This window comes from Corallococcus sp. AS-1-6 (assembly GCF_020037015.1).
GTDB lineage: Bacteria > Myxococcota > Myxococcia > Myxococcales > Myxococcaceae > Corallococcus.
In genome coordinates, this window is sequence record NZ_JAIQDE010000048.1 from 1 (window position 1) to 20988 (window position 20988).

18 protein-coding genes and 1 pseudogene are annotated in these 20988 nt (G+C 71.5%); 15 read left to right on the top strand and 4 right to left on the bottom strand.

The window, feature by feature from the left end; all coding sequences use genetic code 11:
* The 3 genes and pseudogenes from K8612_RS37470 to K8612_RS37480 all read left to right on the top strand — a co-directional run.
* Positions 1-188 (top strand): annotated as a pseudogene (locus tag K8612_RS37470) (hypothetical protein); the annotation flags it as partial.
* Complete coding sequence (locus tag K8612_RS37475; RefSeq protein WP_223765743.1) at positions 178-1683, top strand: DUF2380 domain-containing protein; 1506 nt, start codon at positions 178-180, stop codon at positions 1681-1683. The pseudogene K8612_RS37470 and the gene K8612_RS37475, both read left to right, overlap by 11 nt.
* Positions 1680-2150 carry an NUDIX hydrolase gene (locus tag K8612_RS37480; protein ID WP_223765744.1) on the top strand — a complete coding sequence of 157 codons (471 nt, stop codon included), beginning with the start codon at positions 1680-1682 and terminating at the stop codon, positions 2148-2150. Before K8612_RS37475 ends, K8612_RS37480 begins: the two co-directional genes overlap by 4 nt.
* 39 nt (positions 2151-2189) lie before the next feature.
* Here K8612_RS37480 and K8612_RS37485 read toward each other — a convergent pair whose 3' ends face one another.
* Positions 2190-3047, bottom strand: a complete 858-nt coding sequence (locus K8612_RS37485; protein ID WP_223742447.1) for an SDR family oxidoreductase — start codon at positions 3045-3047, stop codon at positions 2190-2192.
* Positions 3048-3155: 108 nt separating this feature from the next.
* Between K8612_RS37485 and K8612_RS37490 the strand changes: the two genes are divergently transcribed.
* The 3 genes from K8612_RS37490 to K8612_RS37500 all read left to right on the top strand — a co-directional run bounded on the left by K8612_RS37490 (position 3156) and on the right by K8612_RS37500 (position 5628).
* Entirely contained in the window at positions 3156-3566 is a 411-nt protein-coding gene (locus K8612_RS37490; RefSeq protein ID WP_223742448.1) for a helix-turn-helix domain-containing protein, read from the top strand.
* An 83-nt stretch (positions 3567-3649) separates the two neighbouring features.
* Positions 3650-4837 carry a GNAT family N-acetyltransferase gene (locus K8612_RS37495; RefSeq protein ID WP_223765745.1) on the top strand — a complete coding sequence of 396 codons (1188 nt, stop codon included), beginning with the start codon at positions 3650-3652 and terminating at the stop codon, positions 4835-4837.
* A gap of 95 nt (positions 4838-4932) precedes the next feature.
* A complete protein-coding gene (locus K8612_RS37500; protein WP_223742450.1) occupies positions 4933-5628 on the top strand; it encodes a suppressor of fused domain protein in 696 nt (231 codons plus the stop codon).
* Here K8612_RS37500 and K8612_RS37505 read toward each other — a convergent pair whose 3' ends face one another.
* The gene (locus K8612_RS37505) at positions 5629-7635 is read right to left on the bottom strand and encodes an ATP-binding protein (RefSeq protein WP_223765746.1); all 2007 of its coding nucleotides are present in this window, start codon (positions 7633-7635) and stop codon (positions 5629-5631) included.
* Positions 7636-7833: 198 nt separating this feature from the next.
* Here K8612_RS37505 and K8612_RS37510 point away from each other — a divergent pair, with 198 nt between their 5' ends.
* Positions 7834-8904, top strand: coding sequence for a dipeptide epimerase (locus K8612_RS37510; protein ID WP_223742452.1), 1071 nt, complete (start codon positions 7834-7836; stop codon positions 8902-8904).
* Positions 8905-8907: 3 nt separating this feature from the next.
* On the opposite strand, the gene K8612_RS37515 is transcribed toward K8612_RS37510, so the two are convergent.
* Entirely contained in the window at positions 8908-10092 is a 1185-nt protein-coding gene (locus K8612_RS37515; RefSeq protein WP_223742453.1) for a S41 family peptidase, read from the bottom strand.
* Positions 10093-10214: 122 nt separating this feature from the next.
* On the opposite strand from K8612_RS37515, the gene K8612_RS37520 reads away from it, so the two are divergent.
* The 8 genes from K8612_RS37520 (at position 10215) to K8612_RS37555 (ending at position 20148) form a co-directional block, all read left to right on the top strand.
* Positions 10215-10844, top strand: a complete 630-nt coding sequence (locus K8612_RS37520; RefSeq protein ID WP_223765747.1) for a response regulator transcription factor — start codon at positions 10215-10217, stop codon at positions 10842-10844.
* Between the two features lie 88 nt (positions 10845-10932).
* Positions 10933-12474, top strand: a complete 1542-nt coding sequence (locus K8612_RS37525; protein WP_223765748.1) for a MoxR family ATPase — start codon at positions 10933-10935, stop codon at positions 12472-12474.
* Positions 12471-13298 (top strand): hypothetical protein, encoded by an 828-nt coding sequence (locus K8612_RS37530; RefSeq protein ID WP_223742456.1) that lies wholly within the window; start codon positions 12471-12473, stop codon positions 13296-13298. Before K8612_RS37525 ends, K8612_RS37530 begins: the two co-directional genes overlap by 4 nt.
* Positions 13295-14986, top strand: a complete 1692-nt coding sequence (locus K8612_RS37535; protein WP_223765749.1) for a M48 family metalloprotease — start codon at positions 13295-13297, stop codon at positions 14984-14986. The genes K8612_RS37530 and K8612_RS37535 overlap by 4 nt, the downstream gene beginning before the upstream one ends.
* Positions 14983-15549: a hypothetical protein gene (locus K8612_RS37540; protein ID WP_223742458.1), complete on the top strand. Its 567-nt coding sequence runs from the start codon at positions 14983-14985 to the stop codon at positions 15547-15549. The genes K8612_RS37535 and K8612_RS37540 overlap by 4 nt, the downstream gene beginning before the upstream one ends.
* Entirely contained in the window at positions 15546-16862 is a 1317-nt protein-coding gene (locus K8612_RS37545) for an AMP-binding protein (RefSeq protein WP_223765750.1), read from the top strand. Before K8612_RS37540 ends, K8612_RS37545 begins: the two co-directional genes overlap by 4 nt.
* An 87-nt stretch (positions 16863-16949) precedes the next feature.
* Positions 16950-17960 (top strand): aldo/keto reductase, encoded by a 1011-nt coding sequence (locus tag K8612_RS37550; protein ID WP_223742460.1) that lies wholly within the window; start codon positions 16950-16952, stop codon positions 17958-17960.
* Positions 17961-18033: 73 nt separating this feature from the next.
* Positions 18034-20148 (top strand): ATP-binding protein, encoded by a 2115-nt coding sequence (locus K8612_RS37555; RefSeq protein WP_223765751.1) that lies wholly within the window; start codon positions 18034-18036, stop codon positions 20146-20148.
* Here the strand turns inward: K8612_RS37555 and K8612_RS37560 are convergent, their stop codons facing one another.
* Positions 20149-20943: a radical SAM protein gene (locus tag K8612_RS37560; protein WP_223742462.1), complete on the bottom strand. Its 795-nt coding sequence runs from the start codon at positions 20941-20943 to the stop codon at positions 20149-20151.
* Positions 20944-20988: the final 45 nt, after the last annotated feature.

Below are 20988 nucleotides of genomic sequence, written 5' to 3' on the forward strand. Positions count from 1 at the left end.
GGCTGGGCGTGGGCATGGGACAGCCAGGGGCGCGCTACCTGGGGTCCGCCGAGGTCCGCTGGCGATTCTTGGGCGGGAAGCTCTACGCGATGGGGACGGGCGGCACGCTGTTATTCCCCGCGCCAGAAGGAACGCTTCGTCCAGGGGCGTTCGCCTCGGTGGGCCTGGGGATGGACAATGCGCGCTGACGCCCTCTTGCTGGCCCTGGTGCTGCTGACCATGGGATGCGCCTCCGGGCGTGGCCTGAGCTTGAGCTACGCGCCGCGAGAGGACTCCTCGCCCGCGTGGGTGGAGACTCCGAGCGATGAGCCCCCGCGCACCCGGGACTTCCGCCCACGCGCCTTCTCTGGTTCCGGGCAGCGGCTCCTGCGTCGCCAGCCACCGCGTGACGACGTGACCACCGTGGGCGACAGCGCTGTCGGGGGTGACGCCCACAGCGCTGCATCGACGCGGCAGGCGGTCCTCGACGCAACGGACGAAGTGAAGGGTTCCCTGCGCAGAATCGAGGCCGCGTTCACCAAGCTGGCGGCCCGTCCTCCAGACCCCTGGGGCTGGAGTCTCACCGGCGTCTTCACGCGCTACGTCGACCAGGGCTCCAGACAAGTGACGTGGCTCCATGGCGCGCTTGGGCGCGCCACCACGTTGACGGAGGTGGCCTCGGAAGTCGGCGACACGGACATGGAGCTGGGCCTGCTGCGCATGACAGGGCCGAAGCTTCAGGCCGCCCAATTCGGAACCCTCCTCCTGGCTACCTGGGTGGACTTCCTGCACCTCGCGGACGCCGTGCTCCGTCACTGCCCCATGTGCAGCGCCGAGAAGCTCTTCACGGACCTGCATCGCGTGCAGGGACTGATGGAGCCCACACTGACGGACCTGGCTTCACTGGACCCGGAGCGGGTGGAAGCGGCGACGACCGCGATGCCCGAGCTGATGGGCAAGCTGACCCGCGAGTTCGACACGCTCCAGCGGGACACCCGCGCGACCATGAAGCTCGGCGGGCAGGTCATCGCGGCGATGCAGGCGGTGGAGATGGTCACCATGATCTCCACGATGAAGCTGGCCATGCCACGCGTGCCACCCGCGGCCCCCGCGACGCTCGGAGTGGGCCTCGTGATGAGCTCGGGCGGAGTCATGATGGGCTCGCGGATGGTGGTCTCCGCCGAGTGGGTGGAGATGATGCGAAGGCTCGTGCAGGCGGGCGTCATCTCCGGCTCCGCCGCCAGCGCGGCCATCCTCATCCAGGGCGGACAGGTCATGATGGCCCAGGCGCATCAGGGCCTCCCCAAGGGCGTGCGCGACGCGCTGGGGGACAGCCCGGAGGTGCGCGGCATGCGGGTAACGGGTAGAGCAGGAGCGGGCATGTCGGACGCCCCGAAGCACCATGTGCTGCCGCAAGAGCACCGCAAATGGTTCGAACAGCGCGGCTTCAAGGGCGACATGGACATCGACCAGTTCTGCGTCCGGTTGGAGCAGGCTCACCACGAAGCGATTCACGGTGGCGGGAGCTGGCGCCTGGGGCGCACATGGCCCGGTGAATGGAACCGGATGATCATGAAGGTACTACGCGACGCGGAGGCCGAAATCGGCCAGCGGCTGACACGGAGCGAGATCTTGAAGCTCGTCGCGGGATATCTGAAGGAGTACGACATCCCGATGAGCTTCATCTCCGGGAGGAGGCGATGACCGACGGACGTTCGTGGCAGGGGAACTGGAAGGTCCGCCTATACGAGCGGGTCCGCGAACGCGGCTACGACTCACTGACTGCCTTCGCCGAAGCACGTCCTACCGCATCACTGGTGGCGTTGGCCGAGGAACTTGGGGCGGATGACATCGCCGGGGTGCAGGTGTTCAGCGGGTTGGTGGCGGAAGCGGAACAGCGCAAGCAGGTGACACGCTTGGTTCGAGGGCAGTTCGTGCGCGAATTGTTCCAGCATCTTCCAAATGGATGGCCCCCCGTGCTGGACGACACAAACCGATTCGATGTGGCCCAGGTGCTCGCTCGTTGGAGTAGCTACACCCCCGAGACTCATGCGGAGCGCGTAAAGCAGGCTCGAGCTGCGCTCCGCGCCAATCCGCCGCCCGCAGGCTGGAAACCGCTCGGGCCCGACGACGAACTTCTCCGCACGCTCCTTCCCGACGAGGAAGCCTGACCCGCGACGTGACCTCGCGGGCCAGAGGCCCCCTGGAACTCAACCCTGCTTCAGCGCCGCGCCAATCGCGTTCCCGAACGGCGCCGTCGGCCGGCCGATGAGCCGGCTCAGCGTGCGGCTCGTGTCATTCAACTCCCCGCGAGACAGGCCCGCGTCCGCGTCCGCCAGCGTGTCCGCGAAGGGCTTGGGCACCCCCACCTGCTGGAGCGCCGCGGAGAACTCCGCCACCGGCAGGTCCACGTACTTCACCGGCTTGCCCGACTGACGCGACAGCTCCGCCACGTACTCCGGCAGGCTGAAGCTCGCGTCCCCCGCCAGCTCGTACACCTGGTTCTCGTGGCCCGTGCCCGTCAGCACCGCCACCGCCGCGTCCGCGTACTCCTGACGCGTCGCCGTCGCCACCCGGCCCTCCTTCGCGCTGCCCTGCACCACGCCGTACTGGAGCGCCGGCCCAATGTGCTCCGTGTAGTTCTCCACGTACCAGCCATTGCGCAGGAACACGTACGGGATGCCCGACGCCCGGATCGCCTCCTCCGTCGCCCGGTGCTCCCCCGCCAGCGACAGGCCGCTCGTGTCCGCGCGCAGGATGCTCGTGTACGCCAGCAGCTTCACGCCCGCCTTCTTCGCCGCCTCAATCACCGCCGCGTGCTGCGGGAAGCGCTTCCCCACCTCGTTCGCGGAGATGAGCAGCACCGTGTCCCCCTTCCCGAACACCCCGTTCAGCGTCTCCGGGTGGTCGTAGTCCACCTTGCGCACCTGCACCCCGCGCGCGGCCCACTCCGCGGCCTTGTCCGGATTTCGCACCGCCACCGCCACCTGGCTCGCCGGCACCTTCTTCAGCAAACCCTCGACGACGAAGTGCCCCAGCTTCCCCGTGGCTCCCGTGACAACGAACATGGCTTCGCCCTTTCCTTCCCGCGCTCCAGGCGCGAAATCGAACCGGGGCTTACCGTAACGGCGGTACTCACTTTTCGTAAGTACGCACCTCGTGGTAAGTGTCCCATCATGAAGGCAGGCAAGCGCAGTCCACTGCTGGAGAAGGTGAAGCAGCGCGGGGACCTGTACGCGGCGGCGTGCCCCTCGCGCGGGGTCCTGGAGCACGTCACCAGCCAGTGGGGCGTGCTGGTGCTCGTCGCGCTCAAGGAGGAGGGCACCCACCGCTTCAGCGAGCTGCGCCGCAAGGTCGGCGGGGTCAGCGAGAAGATGCTCGCCCAGACGCTCCAGGCCCTGGAGCAGGACGGCTTCGTGCACCGCGAGGCCCACCCCGTGATTCCCCCCCACGTGGACTACCGCCTCACGCCCCTGGGCGAGGAGGTCGCCGTCCACGTGGAGGCGCTGACCTCCTGGATTGAAGACAACCTCCCCCGGGTGATGTCCGCCCGTACCAAGGCGCCGCCCCGCAAGAAGGCCTCCTGAGAGGCCCCGGGCTCCCCTGGCCGGGTGCCCTCCAGCGGGACGAACGGGAGCGAAGGGGACAGGCCCGCGTTAAGACTGCTCCCGTGCCCGCCGACACCCCGCTCCAGGTCCGCATTCTCGATGCCATCCGTGACGTCCCGGCCGCCCAGTGGGATGCCCTGGTCGCTGACGGCGCGCCCCCCTTCGTGCGCCACGCGTGGCTGTCCGCCATGGAAGAGAGCGGCAGCGCCACCGAGGACACCGGCTGGGCGCCGCACCACCTGACGCTGTGGCGCGGGAAGAAGCTGGTCGCCGCCGCGCCCGCCTACCTCAAGTTCCACAGCATGGGCGAGTACATCTACGACTTCGGCTGGGCCAACGCCGCCGCCCAACTGGGCGTGGAGTACTACCCGAAGCTGCTCGTGGGCGGCCCCCTGTCCCCCGCCACCGTGCCGCGCTTCCTCACCGCCCCCGGAGAAGACGCCGCCGCCTTGCGCCGGGCGCTCCTCCAGGCCGCCGTGGACAGCGCCCAGGCGCAGGACTGCTCCGGCGTGCACGTGCTCTACCCCACGGACGAAGAGGCGGACTTCCTGGAGGAGGCCGGGCTCGCGCGCCGGATGACCCTCCAGTTCCATTGGAAGAACCCGGGCTACCGGAGCTACGACGACTACCTGGCCCGCTTCGACTCCAAGCGCCGCAACCAGCTCAAGCGCGAGCGCGGCGCCGCGGCCCCCCAGGGCATCCACCTGCGCACCGTGCGCGGGGCGGACCTGACGCCGGAGCACGCCCGGCGCGCGTACACCTTCTACACGTCCACCTGCGAGCGCCACGCCTGGGGCCAGGTGCAACTCACCCCGGGCTTCTTCGAGCGCGTCTTCCGCGACCTGCCCGACACGGTGGAGATGGTGGAGGCGGTGAAGGACGGGAGGGTCATCGCCGGGGCCTTCAACCTGGCCACGCCCGAGCGGCTCTACGGCCGCTACTGGGGCTGCACGGAGGAGCACCCCTTCCTGCACTTCAACGTCTGCCTGTATCACTCCGTGGACGACTGCATCCGCGCGGGGCGCAAGGTCTTCGAGCCCGGCGCCGGCGGCGAGCACAAGGTGTCCCGGGGCTTCGAGCCCACCGCCGTGCACAGCGCCCACCTGATTTTCGACCAGCGCCTGGACAAGGCCGTGCGCAGCTTCCTGCGCATGGAGCACGCGCGGCTGGCGCCCGCCGTGGAGGAGGCGGAGCGCATCTGCGGCCTGAAACCGTGGGGGACCCCTGCCCCCGGGTCCACCGGCACCTGAAAAACCTGAACGTCTGTCCGCCAACCCACCGGTCAGTGGGCATCCGGGCTCGGTTCAAGTTGTGAAATCGGGGTGAACCTCTAGAGTCCGCCCCCATGAAAGTCCCGGAGACAGAGGAAGACTTCATCCAGTGGTACGAAGACTGCTGGGCGGACCGCGACGAGGTGGAGTACCCGAAGCTGTTCGGTGCCATCCGCGAGGAGGTGGACCTGCTGGAGGGCACGGGCGTGCTGGAGGGGTGGCTGGAGAGCGAGCTGGCCCAGGGCACGGAGATGGACCCCAACTGGCTGCCCATGGGCGTGCGCGTGGCGCCTCCCAGCCCGGAGCACCCGTACTGGACCTACGTGACGAGCGGCCTGTCCAACCCCTTCACGGTGGCCCCCGGCGAGGACCTGCCGGACGACGCCCGCAGCGGCCTGGGCTACGAGATGGTCATCCACACGCCCGAGGAGGAGCGCTGGCCCATCCTGCGCCTGCTGGACATGATGGCCTACAACCTCGTGTGCGCGCGGCTGTTCGCCATGGGGCACCGCTACCCGGTGGACGGCACGCTCACCGGCGGTGAGACGAAGCTCGCGGGCTTCGTGTTCGTGAAGGACGCCAACCGCCCCAGCCACTTCACCCTGCCCAGCGGCCAGGTGGAGCTGCTCACGCTGGTGGGCGTGACGAAGAACGAGATGGCCTTCGCGCGCTCCAACGGCATGGACAGCCTGATGAAGAAGCTGGCCGACCCCGCGAACCCCACCACCGCGTACATCACGCGCCCGGAGCGCGACGAGGTGAAGCTGTAGTCACACCGCCTGGCCGCCGCGCGCTCCGGTGCGCGGCGGCGAGGACTCCACCAGCGAGTGCAGGAGGCCCGGCTCGAAGGGCTTCTCGATGCGCGGCAGCGGCACGGCCTGCAGGAAGGCGCGGGCGCGCTCCGTGAAGCTGCCGCCCGTCATGAACACGAAGCGCGACAGGAGCTCCGGCCGGCGCCGCGACAGCTCCGCGTGCACGTCCATGCCGGTGAGGTCCGCCATCATCAGGTCGCAGAAGACGCGGTCGAACGCGTCGTCCTGCTCCAGCAGCGCCAGCGCCTCCCGGCCGCTGTGCGCCACCACCACGTCGTGCTGCCGGCCGAGGATGCGCCGGAGCACCGAGGTGAGCTGCGGCTCGTCGTCCACCACCAGCACGCGCTTGCGCGAGGGGCCCTCGTCCGCGCGCACCGCGGGGAGGCCCGGGTGGACGATGGGCTCCGAGACGGGCAGCCGCACCTGGAAGGTGCTGCCCAGGCCGGGGATGCTGGTCGCCGTCAGCTCGCCGTGCATGCTGCGCACGAGCCCCAGGCAGATGGACAGCCCCAGGCCGCTGCCCTCGCCCACGGGGCGCGTGGTGAAGAACGGCTCGAAGGCGCGCTGGAGCACCTCCGGCGTCATGCCCAGGCCGGTGTCGGACACCTCCGCCAGCACCCACGCACCCTCGCGGCGGGTGGTGAGCGTCACGCGGTGCCGCTCGTAGGCGCCGGAGGGGATGGCGTTCGAGGCGTTGATGAGCAGGTGGAGGAACACCTGCCCCAGGCGCGCCTCGTGCGCCAGCGCGGGCGGCACCTGGCCGTAGTGGCGCTCCACCTGGGCGCGGCTGCGCAGGTGGGTCATGGCCATGGAGACGCCGAACTCCAGCGCCGCGTGCACGTCCACGGGCCCCAGGCGCAGCTCGTCCGCGCGGGCGAAGGTCTGCAGGTCGCGCACGATGACGCGGATCCGCTCCGCGCCCTCCTTCGCCTCGCGCAGCGCCTCCAGCGCCTCGCCCACCGCGCCCTGGAGCCCCGGGCCGCGGACGAGCGGCGTGAGCTGCTCCACCGCGAACTGGAGGTTGCCGGTGACGTAGGACAGGGGGTTGTTGATTTCGTGGCCCACGCCCGCGGCGAGCTGGCCCGCCATGGCCAGCTTCTCCGACTGCACCAGCCGCTCGCGCGCGGCCATCAGCTCGTGCGTGCGGCGCTGGGCCAGGGCCTCCGCCTCCAGGCGGCCGGAGTGCTCGCGGGCGAGCAGCGCGTCGCGCTCCGCCTGCACGCGCTTCTTGTCGGTGATGTCGCGCGCGTAGGTGGAGATGTTGCGGCCGCTGGACCAGGCGTGCACCTCGTGCCAGCGGTCGCGCCCGGTGCGCAGCTCGAAGAGGCGGTAGCTCTCCTCGGCGGCCACCTCGCGCAGCGTGCGCTCGAACGGGGTGCCGCACAGCTCCGGGCACGCCTCCCACAGCACGCGGCGGAAGAGCGTCTCCTGCGAGCGGCCGGTGAGCGCGGCGGCGTTGCGGTTCACGTAGGTGAGGCGCCAGTCCGTGTCCACGGTGAAGAAGGCGTCCGGCATGCTCTCCAGCACGTCGCGCACCCAGTCCAGCGTCTCGCGCAGCCCCTCCTCCACCCGCTGGTCGCTGGTGATGTCACGCAGGCGCAACAGCACCCCGTCCCGCAGCGGCACCGCCGTGCCCTGCAGGAGCACTTCCCCCTCGCAGAAGTGGTCCGCGTGCGGCCGGCCGGACTCCACCACCTGGCGCAGGAGGTCCAGGCGGCCGGCGATGCCGTCCTTGGAGGACACCTCGCCCAGGCGCCGGCCGCGCAGGAACTCCGGGTCCCGGCCCAGCGCGCGCGACGCGGCGGGGTTCGCCCACAGCCACTCGAAGTCCAGGATGGCGCCGCCCGGCGAGCGCACGGCGCGCAGCACCATGCACGCCTCCGGGAGTTCGCGCTCGGCCTCCTCCAACGCGGCCAGGAGCGCATCCGGGAGCGGAAGGGCCACGGTCGTATCGGTCGCGGACATCCGGCTCCTCGCGGCCCAGGCACTGCCCAACCCCCGGGGAGCCCGCATGTCGCCACGAATCGCACGGCGGCTCAAGCCAGCCCCAGTCTTCGTATCTTTCTTAACCTTCTTGAATTACAGACGCTTGAGGGTGGAGAGCCGGAAGGAAGGGAAAGACTCCCCTCCGGACCGGAACGTCGGCCACACTGCCGCCTGCCCATGCGCCCTACCCTCATCACGCACGTCGCGTTCGAAGCGCTGCACCTGTCCCTGACGGAGCCGTTCGCCATCGCCACCGGCGCGCAGTTGGCGGCGGAGAACGTGCTCGTGCGCGTGACGCTCGCGGACGGCACGGTGGGGTTGGGCGAGGCGGCGCCCTTCACGGCGGTGAGCGGAGAGACGCAGGCCAGCACGCTCGCGTCGTTGGAGCCGGTGCGCGAGCTGCTCGTGGGCCGCGACGCCCAGGAGTGGCGGCCGGCGTCGGAGGCGCTGGGGGACGCGATGGCGCTGGCGCCGGCCGCGCGGTGTGGCGTGGAGATCGCGCTTTTGGACGCGCTCACGCGGCACCACCGCATCCCGATGTACGCCTTCTTCGGCGGGGCGGGGACGTCGCTGGACATCGACATGACGGTCACCGCCGGAGACCTGTCGCACGCGGTGGCGTCCACGCGGGCCATCCTGGGGCGGGGCATCGACACGTTGAAGGTGAAGGTCGGCGCGCTGGACCCGGACGCGGACGCGGCGCGGCTCGTGGCCATCCACCAGGAGGCCCCGAAGGCGCGGCTCATCGCGGACGCGAACGGGGGCTATGACGTGGCGGAGGCGCTGGCGTTCCTCAAGGAGCTGGAGCGCGCGGAGGTGCCGCTGTCGCTGTTCGAGCAGCCGGTGGCGGACGTCGCGGGGCTCGCGGAGGTGACGCGCCGCTCGCGGGTCGCGGTGTGCGCGGACGAGTCAGCGCGCTCGGTGAAGGACGTGCTGCGGCTCATCCGCGAGAACGCGTGCCACGGCATCAACATCAAGACGATGAAGTGCGGGATGGTGGACGCGGTGACCATGTGGAGCCTGGCCCGCGCGGCGGGGCTGGAGCTGATGGTGGGCGGCATGGTGGAGAGCGTGCTGGCCATGACCGCGTCCGCGCACCTGGCGGCGGGGCTGGGCGGCTTCACCTACGCGGACCTGGACACGCCGCTGTTCATCGCGAACCACCCGTTCCAGGGCGGCGGCCAGTACGCGGGCGGGCGCCTGACGTTGGACCCGGACGCGGTGGGGCACGGCGTCACGCTGCGCTGAGCTTCAGCCCTTCACCAGGGAGGCGGCCACGTCCAGCGCCTTCTCCCTCTGCGGGTCCGCGCCGGCCGCGTACGGCAGCGCGTCCGGGACCTCCACGTCCACCGGGACGCCCACGCCCTCCAGCCGCTCGCCGTCCACGGTCACGTCCATGACGGCGAGGTAGAGCAGGTCCCCATTGGACAGCTTCCGCGGCCCGCCGCCCAGCACGGCGCCCGCGGTGCGCTGGCCCACGAGCGTCGCCAGGCGGTGACGCTTCATCGTGAAGGCCACCAGCTCCTTGCCGCTGCGCGAGTTGCCGTTGACGAGCAGCACCACGGGCTTGCGCCAGGACGGCGCGAAGGGACGCGTCTTGCCATCGCGGCCGGTGCTGACGAGCCGGGGGACCTGGGGGTTGAAGAGGTTCACGAAGGCGGGATTGCAGCCGCCCCAGCCATCGCGGAAGTCGACGACGAGCGCGTCCGCGTCCGCGAAGGCATCCTGGAGCGACTCCTCCAGGGCCTGCTGGTACTCCTCGCCGGTGCACGCGTAGACGTGCTGGTAGGCGACGCGGCGGCCCTGGCGCTCCACGACCTGTCCGCTGGCCTTCTGGAACGCGAGCCACTCCTGGCGCGGATTCACCCGGTGCGGCGTGACGGTGAGCGACAGGGGCTCCGCGCCCTTCATGCGCTCCACGGTGAGGCGCGTGGCCCTGCCCGCGCGGTTCGTGAAGGCGTGCCATGGGTGGAACGGCTTGCCCTCCACGGTGACGAGCCGGTCTCCACGCAGCAGGCCCGCCTTCGCGCCAGGGCCGTCCGTGAAGACGTGACGGACGAAGAAGCCCTCCGGGGTCTCCACCACGTCCACGCCGATGCCGGTGGCCTCCACCTTCTTCAGTTCGAGGAAGGCCTGGAAGATGGCGGACACCTCCGCGTGGCCGGGGCTCTCCTTCGGGTAATAGGCCGTGTGCGAGGCCTTCAGCTCCGCGAGCGCCGCGTTCGTGCGCCGGGTGAAGTCCTCCGCGTCCTTCGCGCCGGCGGCGTAGCCCTGGTGCGCGTCCGCCCAGGCGGTGCCCTTCGCCGCGTCCAGGAAGCGGGTGCGCACGAGGGTGACGATCTCGTCCCCCCGCTTCTCGTAAGGGGCCGTCGCCGCCTGGACGCTGCCCGCGAGGAGCAGCAACGACACCCACCACCGCGTTGTCCGGAACGCCATGCGTGCCCCTCCCGGGAGGACTTCACGATTCTTCACAGGGGCGCGCCCCAGAGGGAAGCCAGGGCGTCCTGGCGCCTCGCGGGGTGGCGAACGCGGCGGGCGCGGTTAGGGATGAGGGGCTCATGTTGGATGCGCCTTCTTCATCGCCCAGGCTCGCGCTCGTGTCGGAGGACCCCCTGGCCCGGGGTGCGCTCGCACGGGCGCTGAGCGACCAGGCGGAGGCCTGGACGGTGGTGGCGGCGGGCACGCAGGAGGAGTTGGAGGCGGCGCGGGGCGAGCCGCCCGACGTGGTGCTCTGGGACACGGGCCTGCGGCTGGAGGAGGGCGCGGCGCCGGACCTGGGCGCGCCGGTGCTGGCGCTGGTGGCGGACGAGGCGGCGGGGGAGCTGGCGCTGGGCGCGGGCGCGCGGGGCCTGCTGTTCCGCGACGTGGCGCCGGGGATGCTGGGCGCCGCGCTGCACGCGGTCGCGCGAGGCCTCACGGTGTTCGAGCCGGGCCTGTCCCAGGTGCGCGCCGCGCCCAGGAGCACGGCGCCCACGGGAGCCCCGGGGCCGGACACGCTGACGCCGCGCGAGCGCGAGGTGCTGGGGCTGTTGGCGGAGGGCCTGTCGAACAAGGCCATCGCGGACCGGCTGGCCATCAGCGAGCACACGGCCAAGTTCCATGTGAACGCGGTGCTGGCCAAGCTGGGCGTGCAGCGCCGCACGGAGGCCGTGGTGAGGGCGGCGCGGATGGGGCTGGTGACGCTCTGACTCGACGCAGCGCCTCCGTCTCATCCAGGGGGCCTGCGCCTTCCGGGCACCGCGGCGGCCAGCCGCGCTGCTACACTCCCCTGCCTCCATGGCCAACCAGGATTGGGTCTCGCGCCTGCTCACCGGGCGTGCGTCGGCGGACAAGGGCCTCAGCGTCCACCTCTCCGAGCGCGACGGCGGCAGCCTCCACGACAAGATGCGGCAGGCGTACTGGTGGATCACCAACAACGCCGTCATCTGCCCCTACTACGACATCGAGTTCGGCGGCACCGCCGCCCTCAAGAACACCGCCGGGGACGAGGTCCACCTCCCGGAGGACATGAGCTACAGCTCCTTCGTCCTCATCCCGCTGCTCACCCTCTTCACCTGCCGCCGCGCCCTGCTCGTGGGCGGCCCGGGCCGCGGAAAAACCACGTCCGCCATCCTCATGGCCCTGCTCTCCGGCATGGGCCGCGAGGACGTCCACCGGGGCATCCAGCGCGGCCACCCGCAGTTGTCCATCGCGGACCTGCTCGGCGCGCCCCTGCCGTCCGACATGCTCAAGGCGGAGGACCTGTCCGCCGTGAAGGTCAGTTGGCGCAAGTGGATTGGCCAGCGCGTGAAGATCATCGACGAGTACAACCGCATCCCCACCAAGACGCAGTCCGCCCTGCTGTCGCTGCTGGGCGAGGGCTACGCGGAGATGATGGACCAGTACGTCTACACCGGCCGCTCGTCCTGGTTCCTCACCGCCAACGACGACCAGGGCGGCGGCACGTTCCAGGTCATCGAAGCGCTCAAGGACCGCCTGGACGTCGTCGTGCGCGCCGTGCCCTTCAACTCCGGCTTCGTGGACACGCTGCTCCAGCGCATCGAGTCCGACAAGTCCCCGGAGGAACTGCTCCCCAAGGACATCGTCTTCACCCCCGGCGAGCTGGAGAAGGCCTACACCTCCATCCTCGCCGTGGAGGTGCCCAGGGGCGTGCTGGAGCGCGTGGCCTTCTTCCTGGGCCAGCTCGACTTCTGCCGCATGGCGTCCCCGCGCTTCGAGTTCAAGCACAAGGACACGCTGAAGCTCGCCGGCCAGACCGTGTCCGCCGTGTGCAACGAGCAGTGCCCGCTGGACAAGAAGGTGCACCTCTGCACGCAGACGGAGAACGGCACCAGCGTGCGCGCGTACCAGACCATCCTCCACTTCGCGAAGGCGCTCGCGTTCTTCCGCGGCCACCGCGTGACGGAGCTGGAGGACTTCCGGCAGATCATCCCCTGGGTGCTGCACGAGAAGCTCACCCCCAACGCGCGCAGCCCCTTCTTCGAGGCGAAGGGCAACAGGCTGCTGCTCCAGGACCGCGTGGCGTGGATCCGCAACATGTTCGACATGGCCATGGCCCGCTACGGCACGCACGCGCCCGTGCGCCAGAAGGTCGCCGCCCTGCGCGCGGAGCTGGACCTGGGCCTGTCCGGCGTGGACCTGCGCACCACGGAGCGGCGCCTGTCCGCCGTCACCGCGCTGATGAACGACCTGATGACCCGCCAGGAGCTGTCCGGTCCGGTGTACGAGGACCTCATCCACTTGAAGTCCCTCTACAGCCGCTACCGCAACTACGCGACGTGGCTGAAGGAGAACCCGGGCGGTCAGGGGCAGCCATGAGCACGTTCGTCGAAGACCTGGAGAAGGAGGCCCGCGGCCGGTTCGTGCGCTGGGACCGCGCGCTGTGGAGCGCGTTCCTTGAGGGCCCGGTGGCCCGCATGGGCCGGGCGCTCGCGAGCGGTGACGCCGCGGCGGGAGAGGAGACCCTGCGCGCCTACCTGCGCCTGGGCGCCGAGGGCATCGGCCTGGGCTACCTGTACCCGACGTCCGCGGGCCGGGAGAACTTCTTCACGCTCGCGTGGACGGACCTGCTGCCGCGCCTGTTGCCGGACCTGCGTCAGGAGGAGCAGGCCCCGGCGCTCGCGCGCGTGTGGAACCTCAGCGAGAACCTGGAGTCCGCGCCGCCGTGGGTGCAGCGGCTGTTCTGCCGCCTGGGCGCGAACCTGTCCTCGCTGGCGGACCTGGAGGGCCACCTGCACACCATCGCCAACGAGGCCATGGAGCCGCCCTCCCAGCCCCTGGGCGACACGTCCACCGCGCAGTGGGTGGACCTGTCCCAGGAGGACGCGCGCTTCATGCCCGGGGAGATGCACTTCCTGGCCCCCGCCGTCGTCTGCGTGCACGACCGTCACCGCGCCACCGCCGCGGGCGGACGCGACGCCGCCACGCAGGGCGTGTGGCTGGTGAAGAAGCCCGTGCTGCTGGGGCCCATGGGCTGCAACGAGCGGCTGGAGCCCGCGACGGGCAAGCCCCCCAAGCCGCTCACCTCGCTGGCGCAGCGCGACCCTCGCGCGGGGGACTGGTACAGCACCCAGCACAACGAGTGGCGCGCGGTGGCCACGATGCACACGTCCCAGTGGCTGGCGGTCATCCTGCCGGCATGAGCGCGGGCGCGGCCTTCACCCCGGAGGAGGTGGAGCGGTGCTGGCGCGACGCGCTGGCGCTGTGGGACGTGCACGTGCAGTTGAGCCCGCCCGAACCGCACCAGCCCTTCCGGCCCGGTGAGGCCGCGCCGGACGAACCGCTCGCGTACATCGACCTGGCGCGCCGGCAGGTGTTCGTCCACTTCGACCTGCTCGTCCGCATGGGCGCGCGTGACAGCCTCACCGCCGTGCTGGCCCATGAAATCGGCCACCACGTGCGCTTCCCGCACACGCTGGGGTGGGACGCGGAGCTGCGCGTGCTGGAGCAGCGCCTCATCCCGGGCCTGGGCCAGTCGCTCACCAACCTGTTCTTCGACCTCCAGGTGAACGAGTTCGTGGGGCGCACCCACGCGGACGCGCTGTGCCAGGTGTACCGGGGCTTCCTGCGCACGCCGGAGGGGCGCAAGAAGCAGAAGGACGGAGACCCGGGCGGGCCGTCTCCGCTGTTCTGCTTCTACCTGGCCCTCTACGAAGAACTCTGGCGCCGCGAGCCCGGACACCTGGTGCCCGAGGCCCTGCTGCCGAAGCTGGAGGAGGCCTACCCGGGCTTCCGCGCCCAGGCGCGCATGTTCGTGCAGACGTTCTACGCGCTGCCCGACCCCCGCCTGCAATTCCTCTACTTCTGCGCCGCGTTCATCCGCTTCATCGACCTGCCCTCCGACGTGGGCTTCCGCATCCCGCTGGCCGGAGACCTCGGCACGCCGGACGAGGGCGACCTGGACGCGGCGGTGCAGTCCGGCGGCCGGTGGGAGGACGCGCTGGACCAGGCCCGCGCGAACGGCTGGCTGGACGACTCGCACGACACGAAGGAGTCGGAGCCGCTGGACACCATCCGCCGCGTGACGGCGCACCTGCCCGGCAACGACGGCGGCAGGCTGCGGCGCGCGCTGGTGGCCCGGTACTACCGGCGGCTCGTGGACCGGTACATCCTCAAGCTGCCCGCCTCGCCCTCGAAGCCGGAGCCGTACCTGCGCACGATTCCGGAGGCGTGGGAGTACGGCGACGACCCGTCCACCATCGACTGGACGCTCACGGTGATTTCCCAGGGACACCTGGCGGCCGTGGCCCCGCTGCGCCGCGAGCTGGAGGCGGACCTGCCGCCCCCGTCCGACCTGGGCGTGCCCGCGCTGGAAATCTACCTGGACACCAGCGGCTCCATGCCCGACCCGCGGCAGGACCTCAACGCGATGACGCTGGCCGCGCAGGTGCTGTCCGCCTCCGCGCTGCGCAAGGGCGCCACGGTGCGCGGCATCGTCTACTCCGCGGACAACCCCGTCGTGTCCCCGTGGATGTACGACGAGGAGACGGCGCGCGACTTCTTCCTGCACTACATCGGCGGAGGGACGTGGTTCCCCGTGGAGGTGATGGAGCAGTTGTCCCAGGAGCGGCCGGACGCGCTGCGCGTCGTCATCTCGGACAGCGACTTCCTCCACAACCTGCGGCAGGAGGGCGCCCTGCCCCGCTTCGCCCGCGCGATGGAGCGCTCGCGCCGCGTGGTGGCCTTCCTCGCGCTGCCGGACGACGCGCCCGCGCGGCCGGTGCTGGCGCCGCTGCTGGGCAGCCCGCGCTTCCGGCTGGCGACCGTGCAATGGATGTCTGACTTTGGCCGTGCCGCCGCGGCGCTGGCCGATGCCCTGTTGGAGAAATGATGGCGGTCTCGATTCCCCACCTCCGTGAGCAGTTGGCGGCCATGCCCCTCGTGTCGCCGTATCCGCACGACCTGGCGGTGGCCATCGTCTGCGACACCTTCCGGCTGGCCAGCCAGCGGCCCCCGTCCCAGGCCGAGTGGGCGAAGCTGGAGCAGCGCCTGAAGAACCCGCTGTTCCAGGAGCAGGTGGGCATGCTCGCGCACGCGCTGGTGGCGTCCGACCTGCGCAAGAAGACGGTGCTCTACCTCACCCCGGACCGCACGCCGCAGGCGCGGCTCCAGCAGTTCTTCGAGGAGGTGCACCCCCTCACCGCGGAGATGATCCGCTCCAACGCCTTCCGCCAGGAGGAGTTCCTGCGCAAGTGGCTGGCGGCGGTGGGCGCGGACGTCGAGGGCGAGACGGAGGCCGAGTCGAAGCGCCGCCTCAAGGACCTGGACTACCGGCAGGCGGTGACGGACCTGCGCAAGGTGGAGGAGGCGCGCAAGAAGGAGGCGGACCGGCGCCAGGAGATGCTCCAGGAGGCCCAGCGCAAGGAAGCCGAGGCCCGGGGCTGGCGCGAGTGACGCTCGGGGTCGCGCCCAGGGCCCGCATCCGCCGCGACAGCCACACGCAGCGCCCGCACCTGCCGTGGGCGCTGGGCGTGGCGGAGGGACTGGCGCGCGGCGCGGCCACGGTGGACGAGGCCGCCGCCCGCGCGGAGCTGGAGGCGCGCCTGCCTGCCTTGCGTGACGCGCTCCTGGGCTCGCCCTACTACGTGCGCGTGCTGCGCGAGTCGGGCCTGCACCCGGGCGACCTGCGCCGCCTGGAGGACCTGCGGCACTTCCCCGCGCTGGACCGCGCCACGCTCGCGCGCCACTGGGAGGACGTGCCCACGCTGCCCGCCGCGTCCGACGAGTGCGTGGTGGTGAGGAGCTCCGGCACCACCGGCGACCCGGTGAACGTGCTGCGCGACCGGCGCGACTGCCTGCTCATGTGGGCCGTGCTGCGCTTCTTCACCGGGCGCGCCAACGCCGCGCCCCCGCCGCGTCCGCGCGTGGTGCTGCTGGACGCGCTGCCGGGCGGGCTGGAGTACTCGGTGCGCCTGCCGCTGTTCCACGACGGCGCCCTGCACCGCGTCTCCGTGCTGCGCGACGACGCGGTGGCGCGCCTGCGGCGGGTGAAGGCCTCCGTCGTCTTCTCCGACCCGGAGGGGCTGCGCTGGCTGCTGGCCCACCCGGAGGTGCCGTCCCCCCGGCTGGTGCTCACCTCCGCGCAGCACCTGCCGCACGCGCTGCGCGACGCGTGGAGGCAGGAGCGCGGCGCGCCGGTCCTCAACTACTACGCGGCCACGGAGACGGGGCCGCTCGCGTGGGAGTGCCTGGACGACGCGAACCGGGGCCGCTTCCACGTGCTCACGCCGGACGTCTGGCTGGAGCCGGACGGGGACGAGGTGGTGGTGACGCGGCTGCGCCCCAGCGTGCTGCCGCTGTTGCGCTACCGGCCCGGGGACACGGGCACCGTGCGGCGCGACGCCTGCGCCTGCGGCTTCCACGGCTGGACGCTGACGGGCTTCGGTGGACGCGGAGCCTGCGCGTTCCACACGCCCGGGGGCCGCGCGGTGGACGCGTGGTCGCTGGCGTGGGTGTTCAAGCACCACCCGCTGCGCGCGTTCCGGCTGACCCAGGTGGCGCTGGAGCGCTTCACGCTGGAGCTCTCCGGCGCGCCCGCGGACAGCGTGGCGGCGCTGTGCGAGCGGCTCACCGCGGCGCTGCGCAACCTGGGCTGGGCGGCGCCGAGGGTCGAGGCCGCCCTGGTGATGGAAGCGCGCGGGGCGCAAGGGCTGGCGGCGCCCGCCAAGCCGCTCCCCTTCCGTTGCGAGCTGCCGCTTCAGGGGTGAGCCGGGCCTTCGCCCGGTCGTTTGCCCTGGATTCCCGCGCCTCGGGTGAAGATTCTCACAGGGAGGGTGCACCCGCACGGAGGACACATGGAGACTCGGAAGCTGGGCAGGCAGGGCCTCACCGTTTCGGCGCTGGGCCTGGGCTGCATGGGCATGTCGGACTTCTACGCGGGCCGTGACGACGCGGAGTCGGAGGCCACGCTGCTCCACGCGCTGGAGCGGGGCATCACCTTCTTCGACACGGCGGACGCCTACGGGCCCGGCCGCAACGAGGAGCTGGTGGGCCGGGTGCTGGGGCCGCACCGCCAGCGCATCGTCCTGGCCACGAAGTTCGGCCTGGTGCGGGACCCGGCGAACCCCCAGTCGCGCGGCGTCAACGGCCGGCCGGACTACGTGAAGCAGGCGTGCGACGCGAGCCTGAAGCGCCTGGGAATGGACGTCATCGACCTCTACTACCTGCACCGGGTGGATCCGAAGACGCCCATCGAGGACACCGTGGGCGCGATGGCGGAGCTGGTGAAGGCCGGCAAGGTGCGCTTCCTGGGGCTGTCGGAGGTGAACTCGGAGACGCTGCGCCGCGCGTGCGCCGTGCATCCCATCACCGCGCTCCAGTCGGAGTACTCGCTGTGGAGCCGGGACCCGGAGGACGGCGTCCTCCAGACGTGCCGTGAGCTGGGCGTGGGCTTCGTCCCCTACAGCCCGCTGGGCCGCGGCTTCCTCACCGGCCAGTTCAAGCGCTTCGAGGACCTGCCGGAGGACGACTACCGCCGCCACTCGCCCCGCTTCCAGGGGGAGAACTTCCAGCGCAACCTCAAGCTGGTGGAGCACCTGGACCGGCTCGCGAGCCAGAAGCAGTGCACGCCCGCGCAGCTCGCGCTCGCCTGGGTGCTGTCGCGCGGACAGGACGTGGTGCCCATCCCCGGCACCAAGCGCCGCAAGTACCTGGACGACAACCTGGGCGCCCTGGACGTGACGCTCACCCAGGAGGACCTGGCGGCCATCGAGTCCATCGCGCCGCCGGGTGTGGCCGCGGGCGAGCGCTACCCCACCACCATGCAGGGCTTCCTCCAGGCGGACACCCGGAAGGAGACACGCTGACGGCCGGCCCCAGGCCCGTCCGCCCCGCGCCTCCATGACCGCGCCCGCTCCGTCCTCCCCGCGGTATCCGCCGGTGCATCCCTCCTCCTCGCCTCCGCGCGCGCCCGGGCCGTTCCGCAAGGAGGGGGGCTCCGCGCTGTTGAACTACGGGCTGGCGCTGGCGGCCGTCCTGGTGGCGTTCTCCGCCCAGCGGCTGCTGTGGCCCTACATGTCCAGCGCCCCGTTCCTGGCCTTCTTCGCCGCCGTCGCGTTCGCGGGCTGGCGGGGAGGCTGGGGGCCGGGGCTGGTCGCGACGCTCGTCTCGCTGGTGACGGTGGACTACTTCTTCCTGTCCCCGCTGGGGAACTGGATGATCCACCCCGGCAACGTCATCGCGCTGGGGTTCTTCCTCGCGCTGTCCATGTTCGTGACGTTGCTCAACGTGCGCCTGCGCCGGGCCAACGCGGAGCGCGCGGACCTGCTGGAGCGCGAGCGCGCCTCCCGCGCCGCCGCCGAGTACGAACGCGCGCGCCTGCACGAGCTGTTCATGCACGCGCCCGCGCACCTGGTCATCTTCCGCGGGCCCCAGCACATCTTCGAGCTGTCCAACCCCCTCAACTCCGCGCTGCTGGGCAACCCGCCCAGGCTGCTGGGCCTGCCCGCGCGCGAGGTGGGCCCGAAGGAGGAGGCCGAGCGCGTGGGGCGGATGCTCGACCATGTCTACGCGACGGGCGAACCCTTCGTGGGCCGGGAGGTGTCCATCAAGCTGCCACAGTCGGATGGCACCCTGCGGGAGTACATCTTCGACGTCACGTACACGCCCACGCACGACACGCACGGGCAGGTGGACGGCATCGCGGGCTTCGGCTTCGACGTGACGGACCTGGTGCGCGCCCGCGCCCGGGCGGAGCGGCTGGCGCGCGAGCTGTCCCACAACGAGGAGCACCTGCGCCTGCTGGCGGGGGCCAGCTCCTTCCTGGCCACGTCGCTGGACGACAAGGCCACGCTGCGCAACGTGGTGCGCTTGGCGGTCCCCACGCTGGCGGACTGGTGCCTCATCGACGGCGCGCGGGAGGACGGCACCTTCCAGCGCATGGAGGTGGAGCACGCGACCACGGAGCCGGAGTCGCTCGCGGAGCCGCTGCGGTCCCGCACGACGTACGTGACGGGCCTCCCCAGGATGGCCGGCCCCGGGTCCATCCAGCACGGGCAGCCCTTCCTCGTCGAGGACTTCACCGACGACCTCCTCCCGGGGTTCACGGACGACCCCGAGCGCATCGCGCTGCTGAAGCAACTGCGCGTCCGCTCGCTGGTGGTGGTGCCGCTGGTGGCCGGGGAGCGCTCGCTGGGGCTGCTCAGCTTCGTCACCACGCACCGCTCCGGCCGGCGCTACACGGCCGCGGACCTGCCCTTCCTCCAGGAGCTGGCCAACCGCGCCGCGCTCTCCATGGAGAACGCCAGGCTGTACCGCGAGGCGCGCGAGGCGGTGCGCCTGCGCGACGAGTTCCTGTCCATCGCCAGCCATGAGTTGAAGACGCCGCTCACGCCGCTCAACCTCAAGCTCCAGGCGCTGCGGCGGGAGATGGAGCGCCACCCGGGCCCGGTGCCGCGCGAGCTGGTGGAGCGCTACCTGGACGTGGGCACGCGTCAGTTGAAGAAGCTGGCGGAGCTGGTGAACGACCTGCTGGACGTGTCGCGCATCGCGGCCGGGCGGCTGTCGCTGGAGTGCGTGCCCATGGACCTGGTGGAGCTGGTGCGCGACGTGGTGGCCGCCTACGAGGGCCCCGCCGCGCGCTCCGGCTCCGTGCTCCAGTTGGAGTGCGCGGACGCGGTGACGGTGGGCGTGTGGGACCGGCCGAGGCTGGAGCAGGTGGTGGTGAACCTGGTGGACAACGCCATCAAGTACGGCCAGGGGCGCCCCATCCACGTCCGGCTGGAGACGCGCGGCGGCAGGGCGGCGCTGACGGTGCGGGACCAGGGCATCGGCATCTCGGAGGAGTCCCTGCCGCGCCTCTTCGGCCGCTTCGAGCGCGCGGTGAGCGACCGGCACTACGGCGGCCTGGGCCTGGGCCTCTACATCACCCGCACGCTGGTGGAGGCCATGGGCGGCACGGTGCGCGTGGAGAGCCACCTGGGCCAGGGCTCCGTCTTCACGGTGGAGCTGCCGCTGCCCGCGCCGCCGGCGGAGGTGGAGGCCCCGGCGCCCTGATCAGGAAGCGGCGCGGGCCCGAGGCAACTGCGCGTGGGGTTCCCAGGGGCCGCTGGAGCCCAGGCAGTGGCGGCAGGTGGCGAGCGGCGTGTCCCGCTCCAGGTAGGCCAGAAGGCGCGTGAGCAGATCCGGGTCATCGAGCGGCACGCCGTCGTGTTCGACGAGCGCGGGCAGGTGCGGGTGCTCCGCGGCGAAGACGGTGGCGACGTGGGGGGGCCGGGTGCAGGTGTAGAAGCGGCCCTGGTGGACCAGGTGGCAGCGCTGCTTGAGCCAGCACCTGTCGAAGACGTCCTGGACCTCCGCGTCGGACGTGAGGGGCGCGTCCGGGGTGATGCGCTGGAAGCGGTCGATGGCCTTCACGGTGAGGTGGACGCCGTGCTGGTCGCATCTCTCGGTGATGCGGGCGATGGAGCGCTCGGGCAGGGGCGCGGACGTGTAGAACGACAGGGTCATCCGGTCGAGCCGTTCGTACACGGCGTCCGGAGCGCTCTGGGCGAGGAAGCCGTTGGTGGTGACGGACACCTGGTCGGTGAGCCCGGAGGCGCGCACCCCGTCCAGCACGGCGGGCAGGTCCGGGTGGAGGAAGGGCTCCCCGCCGGTGAGCTTGAAGACGTTGGGCTTGAGCACGCGCGAGAGCCGGCGCAGGTCCTCGGCCAGCGCATGGGGGGACACGGCCCACGCGGGCAGGTGCGGCGACAGCGGGCAGCACTGCGCGCAGCGCAGGTTGCAGTGCGTGGTGACGTGCGTCTCCAGGGACCAGGTGAGGACGCGGCGGTCGTGAAGTTCGTAGCGCACGGCGCGGGAGTCTAACCCGTGAATCAGGAAGAAGGGCTGATGCGG

Bases quoted from the DNA above. Each gene is read 5' to 3' on its own strand.
- K8612_RS37550 (WP_223742460.1), top strand. From the start codon at position 16,950: ATGGAGACTCGGAAGCTGGGCAGGCAGGGCCTCACCGTTTCGGCGCTG.
- K8612_RS37490 (WP_223742448.1), top strand. From the start codon at position 3,156: ATGAAGGCAGGCAAGCGCAGTCCACTGCTGGAGAAGGTGAAGCAGCGC.
- K8612_RS37525 (WP_223765748.1), top strand. From the start codon at position 10,933: ATGGCCAACCAGGATTGGGTCTCGCGCCTGCTCACCGGGCGTGCGTCG.
- K8612_RS37485 (WP_223742447.1), bottom strand. From the start codon at position 3,047: ATGTTCGTTGTCACGGGAGCCACGGGGAAGCTGGGGCACTTCGTCGTC.
- K8612_RS37515 (WP_223742453.1), bottom strand. From the start codon at position 10,092: ATGGCGTTCCGGACAACGCGGTGGTGGGTGTCGTTGCTGCTCCTCGCG.
- K8612_RS37500 (WP_223742450.1), top strand. From the start codon at position 4,933: ATGAAAGTCCCGGAGACAGAGGAAGACTTCATCCAGTGGTACGAAGAC.
- K8612_RS37480 (WP_223765744.1), top strand. From the start codon at position 1,680: ATGACCGACGGACGTTCGTGGCAGGGGAACTGGAAGGTCCGCCTATAC.
- K8612_RS37510 (WP_223742452.1), top strand. From the start codon at position 7,834: ATGCGCCCTACCCTCATCACGCACGTCGCGTTCGAAGCGCTGCACCTG.
- K8612_RS37520 (WP_223765747.1), top strand. From the start codon at position 10,215: ATGTTGGATGCGCCTTCTTCATCGCCCAGGCTCGCGCTCGTGTCGGAG.
- K8612_RS37505 (WP_223765746.1), bottom strand. From the start codon at position 7,635: ATGTCCGCGACCGATACGACCGTGGCCCTTCCGCTCCCGGATGCGCTC.
- K8612_RS37530 (WP_223742456.1), top strand. From the start codon at position 12,471: ATGAGCACGTTCGTCGAAGACCTGGAGAAGGAGGCCCGCGGCCGGTTC.
- K8612_RS37535 (WP_223765749.1), top strand. From the start codon at position 13,295: ATGAGCGCGGGCGCGGCCTTCACCCCGGAGGAGGTGGAGCGGTGCTGG.
- K8612_RS37475 (WP_223765743.1), top strand. From the start codon at position 178: ATGCGCGCTGACGCCCTCTTGCTGGCCCTGGTGCTGCTGACCATGGGA.
- K8612_RS37540 (WP_223742458.1), top strand. From the start codon at position 14,983: ATGATGGCGGTCTCGATTCCCCACCTCCGTGAGCAGTTGGCGGCCATG.